The sequence below is a fragment of the Butyrivibrio sp. AE3004 genome, assembly GCF_000703165.1.
Taxonomy (GTDB): domain Bacteria; phylum Bacillota; class Clostridia; order Lachnospirales; family Lachnospiraceae; genus Butyrivibrio.
Window position 1 is genome coordinate 1,893,302 of the sequence record NZ_JNLQ01000002.1, and the last position, 14,907, is coordinate 1,908,208.

Below are 14,907 nucleotides of genomic sequence, written 5' to 3' on the forward strand. Positions count from 1 at the left end.
TGCTTTTTTTATAATTTTCTTGAAGAACCTGCCAATTCCTTTGTCTGATCTTTAATCGCTGAAGTCTCTGTCAAGATTTATCCTGTACTCATATTGAGGATAAAGTGCCTTAAGTTCTGCAATGATTTCGTCATGGAGTTTTTGCTTATCTGATTCTTTAAATGAAACAACAATATCAAAGGCAACTATATTTTTAACTTCGTCAAGATAAAAGCCGTGAATCTGCTTAACGTTCTCATGCTTGGAAATAATGTTTCCCGCTATGGAATTTCTTAGTTTTCCTGCAGCCGAAGTGTCAGAATTCTGTGAATAAATACTAATGCCCTCTATTACCACAGCATGCTTTTTATAGACAAGAGCAGCTATTTCTCTCTGAAGCTGGTCAAGTCTGTATATTGTAATATTCTCAGGAACCTCAATATGCACAGAACCTATATATCTGTCCGGTCCGTAGTTATGCAAAAGAAGATCATATGCTCCCTGCACCTCCGGAAATGACGCTATAGTCTTTTTTATCTCACTTGAAAGCTCAAGGTCCACTCTTTCTCCCAATATCAGAGAAAGATTATCACGCAGCATTTCAAGGCCGGCTTTTATTATCACAACAGAAATAACTGCACCAAGCCATGCTTCAAGGCTGATTCCGAAAAACATAAAAATAATAGCTGCTGCCAATGTCGAAGCAGATATTACAGAATCAAGCTTAGCGTCTTCTCCCGATGCAACAAGCGATTCGGAATTTACTCTTTCACCTACATTCTTAACATATGTACCAAGGACAATTTTTACAACAATTGCTACAGCAACGATAATAAGTGATGATATCTGATAGGATGGCTTCTCCGGATTTATGATTTTCTTTATCGACTCAACAAAAGAAGTTGTACCGGCGTACAAAACGATTACGGATATCAATGCAGCACTAAGGTACTCTATCCTTCCATACCCAAGCGGGTGTTTCTTATCCGGCTCTTTACCTGCGAGCTTCGTTCCAATAATCGTAATTACTGACGAGAGCGCATCACTAAGATTATTAACCGCATCAAGGACAATCGCGATAGATCCCGATATTACCCCAACAAAGGTTTTAAATCCCGCAAGTAGGATATTAGCTACTATTCCGATAATACTGGTTCTGATTATAGTCTTATTTCTTTCCATGATGTAAAAACTCCTTTAAGCATTTTTATTAACTACAACATACTTTTTACCCTTATATCATTATATGTATTCATCCTATTTGAAACAATCTAATAGTGATTTATAATAAAAATTATGAAAATGAATGATTTATTTAACAATCTCCAAAAACTTAATACTCTTTCTAAAATTCCTGCAAAGAGTTCTGCTGTAGTGATTCCTCTGCTTGAAATATCCGGAGAATTCCATATACTTTTCGAACAGCGCTCAAAAAATCTTGGATTCCAGCCGGGAGAAGTATGCTTTCCCGGAGGCCGGATCGAAGCAAATGAGACGCCAAAAGCTGCTGCCATAAGAGAGCTTTGCGAAGAATTATTACTCGCACCTGCCAAGGTTACCAATAACAGCAATGTAAATGACAGTTTTACCTGCAATTGTGACACACTTCCCCGGCTTGAAATACTTACAGACCTCACTCCTCTTATGGGACCTACGGGTGCACTTGTTTTTCCGTATGTTGGTCTTTTGAAAAATTATGAAATGACATTTTCACCTTCTGAAGTAGAGAAAGTATTCACATATCCTATATCTTTTTTCAAGAATAATCCGGCAGTCAGATATAACATGCAGAAAAAAACAATACCGCCGGAAAACTTCCCCTATGAGAAAGTAACCGGCGGAAAAAATACTTATCCCTGGCACACCCAGCACTATGATATGTGGATTTATGAAAAAGCAGAACCGGTAATCTGGGGCTTTACTGGAAGGCTTCTTCACAGCTTTATTGAACTTATTTGATTGTCATCAGAGCTCTTTTTGTTTCCTTTAGCCTGTTATTATACCACCACCAAGCACTATATCCCCATCATAGAGCACAGCTGACTGTCCTTTTGTTATTGCTCGTTGCGGTTCATCAAAAAGTATTCTGGCAATACCTCCCTCTTCTTTTGGAAGCGTTACGGTAGCAGGCTGCTCTTTATGCTTATATCTTATCTTTGCGCTGCACCTTATATCGCCTTTAGGCATTTGTCCTGTTATCCAATGGAAATCCCTTACAATAGCTTCACGCCTGAATAAGTCCTCATTATCCGATAAGACCACTTTATTATTCTCAATATCAAGCTCTGTCACATAAAGTCTTCTGTCTGCAGGAACCCCAAGTCCTCTTCTTTGTCCTATAGTGTAGTTTATTATACCCTTATGATGACCAAGTACATTTCCTTCCTTGTCAACTATGTCTCCACCCGGATACTCTTTCCCTCTATATCGTTTGATCATTCCGGCATAATCACCATCCGGTACAAAACAGATATCCTGAGAATCGCTCTTATGAGATGTAACAAATTCATTTTTTTCCGCGATCTGCCTTGCTTCACTCTTTGTAAATTCCCCTAAAGGAAACATAGTATGTGAAAGCTGTTCCTCAGTCAGATCATAGAGTACATAACTTTGATCCTTATTTAGATCAGCTGCTTTTTTCAGATAAAAGTGTCCGTCTTTCTCCTCTATCCTCGCATAATGACCGGTTACTATATAATCACAGGATAGTTCTTTAGCTTTTTTATAAAGAATGTCAAACTTAAGATACTTGTTGCATCTTATACATGGATTAGGAGTCTCCCCCCTCTCATAACTACATACAAAGGGTTCAATAACATTGTCTATAAATTCCTTTTCATAATGAAAAATATGATATGGAATACCAATTTTCTCTGTAACCGCTCTTGCATCATCCGTATCTTTTTTACTGCAACAGGTTCCAAAAAGATCTTCACCGATCATATCATTCTCATATAATCTCATGGTACATCCAATACACGAAAACCCTTTTTCATTCATAAGCTCAGCAGCAACACTGCTGTCTACTCCGCCACTCATGGCAATAAGTGCTGTTTTACTCATAAATTCCTCATCTGTAAAAAACATTTTTTAATCTGACTTATACCGGTCTGCTACCGATACTGTTACCATGTTATGCCCCTAAATAAATTTTTGTACTGCCTTTTGGAATTCCTCTACCGCAGTAATATCTCCATCTTCTATAGCATGAATTATGCAATGGGTCATATGTTCATTTATTATTTCTTTACCGAGGCTTTTAAGGGCAGAATTTACTGCTGACAGCTGCATTAGAACATCCGCACAGTCTTCATCATCTTCTATCATGGCTTTAACATGATTAAGATGACCAATAGCTTTGCTGAGTCTGTTGATCTGCTTCTTTTTTTCAGCAGGTGAATGATAGTGTGCATGCTTATGAATCAATGAATCACTATGCTCTCCACCATGTTTATGTGAATGATTATTTTCCCCGCAAAGGTCTTTACTCATTATAATCTCCATTCAGTCACCGCTAAATATACCTGCTCAGACATTAGTAAAAATGTGGCCAAATTTACTTTTGCCCCTTCCATCATTATATATGTCAAAAAAACAATTTCAAACATGCTATCGTTTTAACATAATCATATTTAACGATATATTTTACATTATCTTATAGTTTATGATTTTATAATATTTACTTAAAACTTTCCTTATAAATCTTATGTTTCTTTTAGGCTTCGTACATACTTTAGACAAAAATAAAGACTATCATAAACTTATCAGAAGTGAAGACTTCTGACTCCCCCAACAAAACTTTTTTCATACCAGAGCTGTCAGATTCCCCATCTGACAGCTCCTCCTCCCTAAAGACATATTTAATGTCTTTTTTTTGTTTTCGAATTCTTTCCTTTCCCCCTGTAATTCAATTTAGAGACTTTACCCTGATTTTTAAAATTCTCTTTGGATGATTTCCCTTTACCTTTATAATCCTCCTTAGAAGATGGTTTCCTTGGAGGTATCAGGAACTGAGGTCCAAACCCTATTAAATCTTCCCTATGTTCCCGTAAAAGTGCTTCTTTTACAAGTTCATAATTTTCAGGACGCCTGAACTGTATAAGAGCTCTCTGCATCGCTTTCTCATGTGGGTCTCTTGCAACATAAACCGGTTCCATTGAAAGTGGATCTATTCCTGTATAGTACATGCAGGTAGAAACCGTTCCCGGAGTGGGATAAAAATCCTGAACCTGTTCGGGACTTAGTTTATGTTTGCAAAGATACTCCGCAAGAGCAATAGCATCTTTAAGTGTGCTGCCGGGATGCGAAGACATAAGATAAGGAACAGCATATTGCTGCATCCCTATCTGCTTATTTATTCTCTCAAATTTTTCTATAAAGCGATCATAAACCTTTACTTTTGGTTTACCCATTTTATCAAGAACATTATCTGAAATATGTTCAGGTGCAACTCGAAGCTGTCCGCTTATATGGTGGAGGCAAAGCTCCTTTAAAAAAGTATCATCCTTATCTGCCAAAAGATAATCAAACCTTATTCCCGAACGAACAAATACCTTTTTTACTCCGGGAAGAGCCCTGAGCTTTTTCAGAAGGTTAAGGTAATCTCTATGATCAACATCCATATTTTTGCACACTTCCGGATGAAGGCATTTTTTATCAGGACATGCTCCGAATTTCATCTGTTTCTTACATGCAGGTTTTCTAAACTGCGCTGTAGGCCCGCCTACATCATGTATGTATCCTTTAAATTCCTTTTCACCGGTAAAAATTTCAGCCTCACGAATAATAGATTCATGACTTCTACTTTGAATAATTCTGCCCTGATGAAAAGTTAATGCACAAAAATTACATTCTCCAAAGCATCCCCTGTTAGAAGTGATGGAATACTTTATCTCATTAAACGCAGGTATTCCGCCCGCAGCATCATAAACAGGATGCCATGCTCTCATATACTCTCTTTCGTAAACATCATCAAATTCCTGCTGAGTCAGAGGTCTTGATGGCGGATTCTGAACTACAAAAAGGCTTTTATCATAGGTCTCATATAAACGTTTTCCGTAAAAAGGATCCGTGTTTTTATATTGGATCTGAAAGCTCTCAGCATACTTCCTCTTATCGGATTTTATTTCTTCAAATGAAGGCAGTTTTATTGCTTCATAGATATTTTCTTCATTCCTTGTTTTGTAAACCGTGCCGTTTATGTATGTAATGTCTGCTACATCAAGTCCGGATGAGAGTGCATCGGCTATTTCAACAATGCTTATCTCTCCCATACCATAAGATATTAAGTCCGCACCGGAATCAAGAAGTATGGAGCGTCTGACCTTATTAGACCAATAGTCATAATGTCCCAAGCGACGAAGACTTCCTTCTATACCACCTATAATAATGGGATTGTGCTTATACAGTTTACGTATAAGGTTACAATATACTATTGTTGCATAATCGGGACGTCTCCCCATCTCCCCACCGGGACTGTAAGCATCTGTCTTTCTACGCTTCCCCGCAACAGTATAATGGTTTACCATAGAATCCATATTCCCTGCAGAAACAAGAAATCCAAGTTTTGGTGTTCCAAGAATCGCTACGCTGTTTTCGTCTCGATAATCAGGCTGACAAATAAGGCCCACGCTATATCCGTGAGCCTCAAGTGTTCTTGTTATAATGGCAGCACCAAAGCTTGAATGATCAACATATGCATCACCGCACACATAGACAAAATCAAGCTGTTCAATGCCCCTTTCCTTCATATCTTCCTTACTTATTGGAGGAAAACCCTTTGCCATATGATTAAATCCTTTTATTTTTCATGCTTTTAAGCTGTCTCAGTTGTTGCATTTTCGTCCATAGCACTGAGAAGTTTACTTGCATATACAAGTTTTACGCAAACCGTAAATATCTCCATTGCTGTCCTAAGATCTGCAAGTGACGGATATGTAGGAGCAATTCTGATATTACTATCCTTAGGATCCTTCTTATAAGGGAAGGTTGCACCTGCACCGGTCATTGTAACACCTGCCTTTTTAGCTCTGTCAACAATTGCCTTCGCACAACCCTCGGGTGCATCAAAGCTGATGAAATATCCTCCCTTAGGTCTTGTCCATTCACCGATATTATATGGTGCAAGATCTCTGTCAAGAATCTCTAAAACTGCCTCAAACTTAGGTCTTATAATATCAGCATGCTTTCTCATATGTTCCTTCATGCCGTTAATATCGCCAAAGAATCTCACATGACGAAGTTGGTTAACTTTATCATGTCCGATAGTCTGATGTGATAGCTGAGCCTTGATTTCTTCAAGATTATTAAGTGAAGTTGCTATAGCTGCTATACCACTTCCGGGGAATGTAATCTTGGAAGTTGATGAAAATTTATAAACCATATCAGGACTTCCTGCTTTTTTACATTCCTCAAGTATCTCAATAAGATAATCCTGATCATCATCGTAGAGATGATGGATTCCATATGCATTATCCCAGAAAATCCTAAAGTCTCTTGCTGCCGGACGAAGTCTCGCAAATCTTCTTACTGTCTCGTCTGAATAAGAGTATCCCTGAGGATTTGAATACTTCGGAACACACCAGATACCCTTAATACTTTCATCCTCGGAAACCAGTTTTTCAACCACATCCATGTCAGGGCCATTGGGAGTCATCTGAACCGGAATCATCTCTATGCCAAAGTATTCGGTTATGGCAAAATGTCTGTCATATCCGGGTACAGGGCAGAGGAACTTAACCTTATCAAGCTTACACCAGGGTGTATTACCCATAATTCCGTGTGTATAAGCTCTGGAAACCGTATCATACATAACGTTGAGGGATGAATTTCCATAAATAATGATGTTTTCAGGCTTGTTCTCCATCATGGCACCAATAAGGACTTTAGCCTCGTGGATACCATCAAGTACACCATAATTACGGCAATCCGTACCGTCTTCACATGAAAGATCAGCCTCCGAATTAAGCGCATCCATCATTCCCATAGAAATATCAAGCTGTTCATGGCACGGCTTTCCTCTTGCCATATTAAGAGAAAGATCCATAGCCTGGTATCTCTTATACTCAGCTTTTAAGTTAGCAAGCTCTTTTTCAAGCTCCTGCTTATTCATCTCCTTGTAATCTTTAATCATAATAGACTCCTCACTTCGTTTTTAAACTGCAAAGATTATACAACAAATATTAAATAAAAAAAAGAAAGCTGACGCATTTTTATACATCAGCTTAAATTATGATATTGTGTTTCTCAGGAAATCAGGCATTCTTTAAAACTTAAGGTGTATAAATATCACACAGGATCAATCAGATCTCTGTACCATTTAAGTGCACCGGTATAAGCCTTATATACATCGTCCATTTCCACATTTTCCATGATCATAAGCCTTGATACCTCCTGCCAGGAAGCATTTTCATACTCAAACATGAACTGTAAAACAGGCCATAGATCACCGCTGTGTTTAAGAAGAGCATCTTCTATTTTCTTTGAAACATGAACAAGCTTCAGTGATTGCTCAAGTGTCTGATCCAGCATTATATCAAGCAGTGAGAACAGACCGGCAAGGAACAATTCTGCTGAAAGTCCTTTTATTTCAAAGCATTCTGCAAGGTTCTCCGCAAATTTTGCTCTAACCATTGAGATACGCATAATCTCACTTGGCTTATCAGCACAGAGCTCCTTGGTAACCGCTGTATTTATCCATCTCTTTAGTTCTTTTTGTCCGAGCATTGCTGCTGCATGTCTTACTGATGTTATCTCTGAATTAATAGTAAGATGATTTACCATCTCAAGCATTGAAATAACAAGAGCGGGATCCTTTCCTATTACATCCGCAGCCTGCTGAAGATCAAAATCAGGATTATTTACAACATTCAATAGCTCTATATAAGTAACCTTTAAGGGTGTTACAGTCTTCTCAGAGTCCTCCACGGGCACACGGAAGAAGTTGCCTTCATACAGATCATAAGCTCCATCCGAAGTAAGTCTTTCATAATCTTCTTTGCTGTCAACACCAACTGCACACAGCTTGATATCCGGATATGCATTTTCAAAATATATTCTGGCACTTCTTATATTAATTTTTCTGTGATCAAGCAGGATATAATCACACATTTCCAAAATCGGTCTGTAGGTCTCAAATTGATTACCTGCAAGTTTTCTTATCGCAATCTTATATCCCTGTCCTCTTAAATCCCAAAGTCTTGTAAGATAAGGTTCTTCAGGTAAAACAGACGCATCAAGAAGGAGTACTATCAGTTTTCTTGGAGCTTTGCACTGCTCTTCTATATTTGCAAACAGTGAAATATTGTTAATTTCAACGAAAACTTCCTTTCCCCCGGAAAGGACATTAGGGCCTATACTGTCTACAATATCAAGTCCTACAATATTGACAACGTTATCAAGGAACCCAGTTCCCATGAGATGCGGATTCATCAAATGATTATCTCTCTGTGCAAAAACAGAGTACGCGCAAACTCTCATCTCATCATCAAAAAGCGGGATTAACGAAGCTAACATCTGATTACTCCTTTCGGACTCTTTCGTTTTTCGTGAATTTTTGTCTGTAAATTCATTATATCATCCCAAAAAAGTATAGACAATTATTTAAGAAAAAATTCACAAAATACGAGCCTTAGTTTAGCTTAATATCGGAATTACGAAGTAAGTTCCCAATAATGTTAAAAAAAACAGCCCTAAGGCTGTTATAAAAAATCCCGAGAATGCCGGTTCCGGTTATTTGACTCCTAGCAAACGCCAGGTGGGTTACCGCAGCTTTGTCATTAGTCTTCCTCTCCCATAGCTTGTCTGCACATGTGCAGGGCCGGAGGCGTGACAGCTGAACACGCAATCTAAGTGTCCCGTTTAAAGTAACTGTAGGTTCAAATTACACCGGAGTTGTCGAGCATCCCAGGCGAGCACGAGGCTCGATATAAACTGCTCTCTTGCAGTTCTTTAATTATATTATAACCTTCATAAATCCTAAATCAATAGATTTTCCCTTAAAAATTATTAATTATATATGAAGAAAGCGCATAAAATCTGCATTTCTTTCGTTTCTAATTGAAATTAATATTTGAAAGGTACCAGGCTGCGATTATCATAAGGGTTTAGTAGCCTCTTTAAGCCACTCCTTTATTTCCGGCTCTTCGATCAAAGGTTCAATAGTATTATAAACAAGCTTATGATATTCATTGATCGCTTCCATTTCTCTTGGCTGTAAATACTTTGTATCGATAGCATCGCGGTCAAGCGGAACATATGTGAGATGTCTGAACTCAAGGAACTGACCGTCACTGTTTTTTTCACCATTTACCACTTCAAGAATATTTTCAATTCTTATACCATGCTCACCTTCTTTATAAACTCCGGGTTCGTCTGACATTATCATGCCAACCTTGAGAGCAGCCTCATCCTCAACGGATCTCGACTTCCATCTAATACTGTGTGGTCCCTCATGGACATTTAAAATATATCCGATGCCATGGCCCGTTCCACACTTATAATCAATACCGATATTCCAGAGAGGTTGTCTTGCAAGGATATCAAGATTACGTCCATTACAGCCCTCAAGGAAATGTGCATTTGCAAGCTGAAGCATACCGACACAGGTAAGTGTATAATGCTTTCTTTCATCTTCTGTAAGAGGTCCCAGCACTATCGTTCTTGTAACATCTGTTGTTCCTCCCATATATGTTCCGCCTGAGTCGACAAGCAGAAAACTCTCAGGTTTAAGCTTTGCATTAGATTCTTCAGTCGCTTCATAGTGCATCATAGCTGCATTGTCCTTATATGCACTTATAGTCGGGAATGAAAGCTCAATAAATCCCGGAATCTCTGCTCTCATACCATCAAGGTGCATAGCAGCGGTATACTCATTTAAATCAGCATTATTTTTAACTTCATTTTTTACCCAATAAATAAATTTTGTAAGTACGGCAGAATCCTTTATATATACGTCACGTATATTCTTAAGCTCCGTATCATTCTTGCAAGCCTTCATCAATTCGGTAGGATCCAAAATATTTTTAATTGTTGCACCATTTTCCTCAGAGTTATCTTTGATAGTTCTGTAAACCGAATAGCTGACGTTTCTCTCGTCGTACAAAGTCACGCCCTCATACTCATATTCATCAAGCCAGTTTATAATTCTGTTGTAGGCAATAAGGTCAATGCCATTCTTTTCGCAATAAGCACGAACCTCATCATTTACTTCATCAAACTGAACAAACATGTTGACGGTTTTAGGCGTGATAAATAAATAACTAAGGATAACGGGGTTACATTCAACATCGTTACCGCGCAGATTCGTAAGCCAGCAAATATCATCCAGCTTGCAGAGAAGATATGCATGGGCATTCTCTCTTTTCATCACTTCTCTGATATCAGCAAGTTTTTCCGAAAAAGATTTACCGCAAAGTTCATCCGAAAGAACAAAAATGGGATTGCAGGGAAGCTCCGGTCTGTCCTCCCATACTTCTCCTGCAAGATCCTTATCATACTTTATCTTTATCTGCTTCTTCTTAAGCTTCTTTTCATACGAAAGTCCTTCTGCGGCAGGAACCACCTTACCGTCAAATCCAAGGACCTCTCCTGAGGTCATATTTTCGACAAGATACTCTGAAATAGTTGGAACACCTTCTTCACCCATCTTGTAAAGTGTAACACCGGTTCCCTTCATCTCGCGTTCAGCCTGAATAAAATATCTTCCATCAGTCCACATGCCTGCCCAATCCTTTGAAACCACAAGCGTTCCGTTAGATCCGGTAAACCCGCAGAAATATTCTCTTGCCTTAAAGAAATCAGCTGAATACTCAGAATTGTGATAATCAGATGTAGGCATAAGATAATAGTCGATGCCATTCGCTGCCATTTTAGCTCTTAGTGCAGAGAGTCTGTTCTTTATCACTTTATTCATAATTGTCTATATTCCTCCTCTACAAAATAAACACATTAAAAAAGGCAGGCTTTTTATTCCTGCCTTTAATAATTTATTATACATTATATCCCTTATCTTTCGTCAAGCGGGATATAATCATGCATTTCACTTACTGCCATATATGCCGGACGAATAATCTTGCTATTATTTGCCAGCTCCTCCATTCGGTGTGCACTCCAACCAACAATACGCGCAATCGCAAACATCGGTGTAAAAAGTTCTTCAGGAAGCTCCAGCATCTTGTAAACAAATCCTGAATAGAAATCGACATTTATACTAACACCTTTGTACATCTTTCGTTCTTTGCTTATTACCTGCGGTGCCAGTCTCTCTACCATTTCGTAGAGGGCAAGCTCTTTTTCCATTCCCTTTTCTTTTGCAAGCTGAATTGTATATTCCTTCAAAAGTACGGCTCTGGGGTCGGATTTTGAATATATAGCATGTCCGACACCATAAATAAGACCCGCTTTGTCAAAAGCTTCCTTATGAAGAAGTTTTCCCAAATATTCTGTTACCTCTTCCTCATCTGTCCAATCCTTAAGATCTTTCTCCATCTGATCAAACATATGAATAACCTTAATGTTTGCGCCACCATGACGAGGGCCCTTAAGTGAGCCTATAGCTGCTGCTATAACAGAATAGGTATCAGTCATTGAAGAGCTTACAACATGAGTTGTAAATGATGAGTTATTACCACCACCGTGCTCCATATGTAAAATAAGACAAATATCAAGAAGTCTTGCTTCAAGCTCCGTATACTTACTGTCAGGCCTCAGCAGATAAAGAATATGTTCTGCTGTTGAAAGTTCAGCCTTCGGAGGATGAATAAAAAGACTGTTTCCCTCATGATAATGGTTATATGCCTGATATCCGTATATAGCAAGAAGCGGAAAAAGACTTATCATCTGCAGAGACTGCCTTAATACGTTAGGCATGGAAACATCATCTGCATGATTATCATAGGAATACAACGTAAGTACACTTCTGGATAATGTATTCATCATATCACGGCTAGGAGCTTTCATAATGATATCTCTGACAAAGCCTGTAGGAAGTGATCTGTAAAAACCAAGCAGCTGAGTAAAGCCTTGAAGCTCATCCTTGCTCGGAAGCTTTCCAAACAGAATCAGGTATGCCGCTTCTTCAAAGCCATATTTAGATACACTGGCTGTACCATGGACAATTTCCCTTACATTTATACCGCGATAAAAAAGTTCTCCGTCAGTGGGAATTCTCTCCCCGTTCACTTCCTTTGTCGCATTTATTGTGGAGATATTGGTAAGACCGGTCAGAACACCCTTACCATTTAAATCACGAAGTCCTCTCTTTACATCATATTTTGTAAAAAGTTCCGGATCAATGCTGTCAGCGCCTTCAACAACCTTAGCGAGATCGACTAATTCCGGTGTATTATCTGAGTAAATGTTTCTCTCGTTGTCCTTGTTTCCCATTCTACCTCCTTGATCAATGCATATTTATTATTTTTTATTTCAGGAAATCTCTTACCGCATCAGCAAGAGCATCCTTGGCAACAACCTTGTTGTGTCGAACCGCTGCATCACGAATTGATGTTACAGCCTCAGGAATCTCTACGCCGGATACCTCTGAAAGCTTATCAGCAAGCTGAAAATCATCAAGGCTTGCATCATCTTTGCCAAGAGCCTGCATAACGCTTCTGGTAAACTTATACGGGCTTGCCGTTGAGGCAATTACTGTTACGGTCTTGTCACCTGTTTCTTTTTTATATTTATTATACACGCTTGAAGCTACAGCGGTATGAGTATCAATAAGATATCCTGTGTTATTAAATAGATTACGAATAGCCTCCGCAGTTTCTTCTTCGTTTGCATATCCACCGAAGAAGCATGAAAGCTCTTCTCTCATCGAATCCGAGATTACATACCTACCATCCTCGGTAAGCTGCTTCATGTAGGAAGCATCTTTAGCAGCATCATCACCTGCTATATGATAAATAAGGCGCTCAAGATTGGATGAAATAAGAATATCCATTGAAGGAGAGCTTGTCAGTATGAAGTCACGATTTCTATCATATTCACCTGTCTTAAAGAAATCATATAAAACCTTGTTTGAATTTGATGCACAGATAAATGTTTTAATAGGAAGTCCCATCTTGCCTGCATAATATGCAGCCAGGATATTTCCGAAGTTACCTGTGGGAACTACAACATTTATCTTATCGCCTTCAGCAATTCTTCCTTCTTTAAGAAGTCTTGTATATGCATAAACATAATAAACTATCTGAGGAACAAGTCTGCCTATGTTGATAGAATTTGCTGATGAAAACTGGAATCCCTTCTCATCCAGTTCCTTTGCAAAATCATGGTCAGTAAATATCTTCTTCACTCCTGTCTGTGCATCATCAAAATTACCCTCAATACCTATAACACAAGTATTATCACCTTCCTGGGTTACCATCTGTTTTTCCTGAATAGGTGAAACACCGTTCTTAGGGTAAAATACAATGATCCTTGTTCCGGGAACATTTGCAAATCCGGCAAGTGCAGCTTTTCCTGTATCTCCGCTTGTAGCAGTAAGAATAACTATCTCATTTTTGATGTCATTTTTCTTAGCTGCAGTAGTCATAAGATAGGGAAGAATAGAAAGTGCCATATCCTTAAAAGCAATTGTTTTTCCATGATATAGCTCAAGGAAAAATGCCCCATCCGCTTCTGTCATGGGAGCCATTTCTTCTGTATCAAACTTCGAGTCGTAAGCATGGTTAATGCAATATCTTAGCTCTTCCTCCGTAAAATCAGAAAGCAAAAGCTTCATAACCTGATAAGCTGTTTCACGATAATCCATCTCTTTAAGCTCTGAGAGACTCTTGTCAAGCTTCGGAATACTGTCGGGAACAAAAAGTCCTCCGTCAGCAGCAAGTCCCTGTAAAATAGCCTGAGAGGCAGTTACTTTATGCTTATCACCTCTGGTACTGGAATACATAACGTTCATGTTTTTAGGCTCCTCCATTTTTTTATTTCAGCATTGTTGTTGATATGATAGAATAGTTAAAAGACAACTCTTCACTGATGAGTAGTTGGATGATTTTCTTATGAAGAATCAAAAACTATACTTTGAATAGAAAGTATACCACACAATTGCATATAAATACATAAATATTTATAAACCCAACTTACTGAATGCTGTTTTAAGCTTATGGGGGTAAACTTAAAATGAATGGTAAAGTTACGGGAGTGTATGAAACTAGTTTGAAGGATGGAACTAAGTCCTACAGGGCATCCATAACCTTTAAGGGGAAGCATATTGCACTAGGGTCTTTTTGTAATGCGCAAACAGCGGGGAATGCGTATTCACAAGCCCAGGACATACTGGCGGATAACTCCTTTACTTTATCTTCTTATGAGAAGGAACAGTCTCTTCCGTTTGAAAAGTGCGTTGTTCTGATCAATTTCAGAGACAAGGGGCTTTATATTCCGACCCCTATTTACCTTGAGAAGAAGTATTTTTTCTACTACCTCTCACCCAATCAGATGCTGATATTTGATATAGACGACCTGTTTTATTATTCATCCCACAAGATCATGAAACGTGGGTCTCATCTTTTTGTCGCCGACTATGGATCACAGATAAGTATTCTCAGCAGATATGGCATAAGAAGCTATGCTGTTGAAGGTCGCGATTACCGCTTTGCCAACGGCAATGCCAACGATCTTCGATATGAAAATATAGAAATACTTAACAGATATCATGGTGTCCGCCAATATGCCGAACGCGGATTTATTAAGTATAAAACTGTAATTCATGTCAACGGTGATTTTGTGGTTGGAAAATACGATACCGAAAACGAAGCGGCTATAGCCTACAATAAAGCCGCAGATATACTGAAGAAAAACGGTATAGACCGAAATTATATGCTTAACTATATTGAGGATTTAACCGCTTCACAATATGCGGACATTTATACAAATGTAAAAATTTCTCCCAGGATAATAGAGCTTACAGGATAACACAAACTA

General features: G+C 38.5%; 11 protein-coding genes and 1 other RNA gene. 2 read left to right on the plus strand and 10 right to left on the minus strand.

Annotation, left to right across the window (positions count from 1 at the left end; translation table 11 throughout):
* Positions 1–51: 51 nt before the first annotated feature.
* Positions 52–1,161 (minus strand): cation diffusion facilitator family transporter, encoded by a 1,110-nt coding sequence (locus BV60_RS0111325; RefSeq protein ID WP_029321860.1) that lies wholly within the window; start codon positions 1,159–1,161, stop codon positions 52–54.
* Between the two features lie 120 nt (positions 1,162–1,281).
* Between BV60_RS0111325 and BV60_RS0111330 the strand changes: the two genes are divergently transcribed.
* A complete protein-coding gene (locus BV60_RS0111330) occupies positions 1,282–1,938 on the plus strand; it encodes an NUDIX hydrolase (protein ID WP_029321862.1) in 657 nt (218 codons plus the stop codon).
* 27 nt (positions 1,939–1,965) lie between these two features.
* On the opposite strand, the gene mnmA is transcribed toward BV60_RS0111330, so the two are convergent.
* The 9 genes from mnmA to thrC form a co-directional block, all read right to left on the minus strand.
* Positions 1,966–3,042 (minus strand): tRNA 2-thiouridine(34) synthase MnmA, encoded by a 1,077-nt coding sequence (gene mnmA, locus BV60_RS0111335; RefSeq protein ID WP_029321864.1) that lies wholly within the window; start codon positions 3,040–3,042, stop codon positions 1,966–1,968.
* Between the two features lie 78 nt (positions 3,043–3,120).
* Positions 3,121–3,471 carry a metal-sensitive transcriptional regulator gene (locus tag BV60_RS0111340; RefSeq protein WP_081846657.1) on the minus strand — a complete coding sequence of 117 codons (351 nt, stop codon included), beginning with the start codon at positions 3,469–3,471 and terminating at the stop codon, positions 3,121–3,123.
* 368 nt (positions 3,472–3,839) lie between these two features.
* Positions 3,840–5,765 (minus strand): YgiQ family radical SAM protein, encoded by a 1,926-nt coding sequence (locus tag BV60_RS0111345; protein WP_051656682.1) that lies wholly within the window; start codon positions 5,763–5,765, stop codon positions 3,840–3,842.
* Between the two features lie 29 nt (positions 5,766–5,794).
* On the minus strand, positions 5,795–7,108 hold the full coding sequence (locus tag BV60_RS0111350; RefSeq protein WP_029321869.1) for an aminotransferase: 1,314 nt from the start codon (positions 7,106–7,108) through the stop codon (positions 5,795–5,797).
* A gap of 158 nt (positions 7,109–7,266) precedes the next feature.
* Positions 7,267–8,493 carry an EAL and HDOD domain-containing protein gene (locus BV60_RS0111355; RefSeq protein ID WP_029321871.1) on the minus strand — a complete coding sequence of 409 codons (1,227 nt, stop codon included), beginning with the start codon at positions 8,491–8,493 and terminating at the stop codon, positions 7,267–7,269.
* 190 nt (positions 8,494–8,683) lie between these two features.
* A non-coding RNA gene (gene ssrS / locus BV60_RS22730) (6S RNA) lies at positions 8,684–8,893 on the minus strand.
* Between the two features lie 180 nt (positions 8,894–9,073).
* Positions 9,074–10,891, minus strand: a complete 1,818-nt coding sequence (locus tag BV60_RS0111360; RefSeq protein ID WP_029321873.1) for an aminopeptidase P family protein — start codon at positions 10,889–10,891, stop codon at positions 9,074–9,076.
* A gap of 92 nt (positions 10,892–10,983) precedes the next feature.
* On the minus strand, positions 10,984–12,363 hold the full coding sequence (locus BV60_RS0111365; protein WP_029321874.1) for a citrate/2-methylcitrate synthase: 1,380 nt from the start codon (positions 12,361–12,363) through the stop codon (positions 10,984–10,986).
* 34 nt (positions 12,364–12,397) lie between these two features.
* Positions 12,398–13,882 carry a threonine synthase gene (thrC, locus tag BV60_RS0111370; RefSeq protein ID WP_029321876.1) on the minus strand — a complete coding sequence of 495 codons (1,485 nt, stop codon included), beginning with the start codon at positions 13,880–13,882 and terminating at the stop codon, positions 12,398–12,400.
* A 221-nt stretch (positions 13,883–14,103) separates the two neighbouring features.
* Here thrC and BV60_RS0111375 point away from each other — a divergent pair, with 221 nt between their 5' ends.
* On the plus strand, positions 14,104–14,898 hold the full coding sequence (locus BV60_RS0111375; RefSeq protein ID WP_029321878.1) for an AP2 domain-containing protein: 795 nt from the start codon (positions 14,104–14,106) through the stop codon (positions 14,896–14,898).
* The last annotated feature ends 9 nt before the right edge of the window (positions 14,899–14,907 follow it).

What these genes read in the sequence shown, in the direction of transcription:
- BV60_RS0111325 (WP_029321860.1), bottom strand. Translation starts at nt 1,161, where the DNA reads ATGGAAAGAAATAAGACTATAATCAGAACCAGTATTATCGGAATAGTA.
- BV60_RS0111330 (WP_029321862.1), top strand. Translation starts at nt 1,282, where the DNA reads ATGAATGATTTATTTAACAATCTCCAAAAACTTAATACTCTTTCTAAA.
- mnmA (WP_029321864.1), bottom strand. Translation starts at nt 3,042, where the DNA reads ATGAGTAAAACAGCACTTATTGCCATGAGTGGCGGAGTAGACAGCAGT.
- BV60_RS0111340 (WP_081846657.1), bottom strand. Translation starts at nt 3,471, where the DNA reads ATGAGTAAAGACCTTTGCGGGGAAAATAATCATTCACATAAACATGGT.
- BV60_RS0111345 (WP_051656682.1), bottom strand. Translation starts at nt 5,765, where the DNA reads ATGGCAAAGGGTTTTCCTCCAATAAGTAAGGAAGATATGAAGGAAAGG.
- BV60_RS0111355 (WP_029321871.1), bottom strand. Translation starts at nt 8,493, where the DNA reads ATGTTAGCTTCGTTAATCCCGCTTTTTGATGATGAGATGAGAGTTTGC.
- BV60_RS0111360 (WP_029321873.1), bottom strand. Translation starts at nt 10,891, where the DNA reads ATGAATAAAGTGATAAAGAACAGACTCTCTGCACTAAGAGCTAAAATG.
- BV60_RS0111365 (WP_029321874.1), bottom strand. Translation starts at nt 12,363, where the DNA reads ATGGGAAACAAGGACAACGAGAGAAACATTTACTCAGATAATACACCG.
- thrC (WP_029321876.1), bottom strand. Translation starts at nt 13,882, where the DNA reads ATGAACGTTATGTATTCCAGTACCAGAGGTGATAAGCATAAAGTAACT.
- BV60_RS0111375 (WP_029321878.1), top strand. Translation starts at nt 14,104, where the DNA reads ATGAATGGTAAAGTTACGGGAGTGTATGAAACTAGTTTGAAGGATGGA.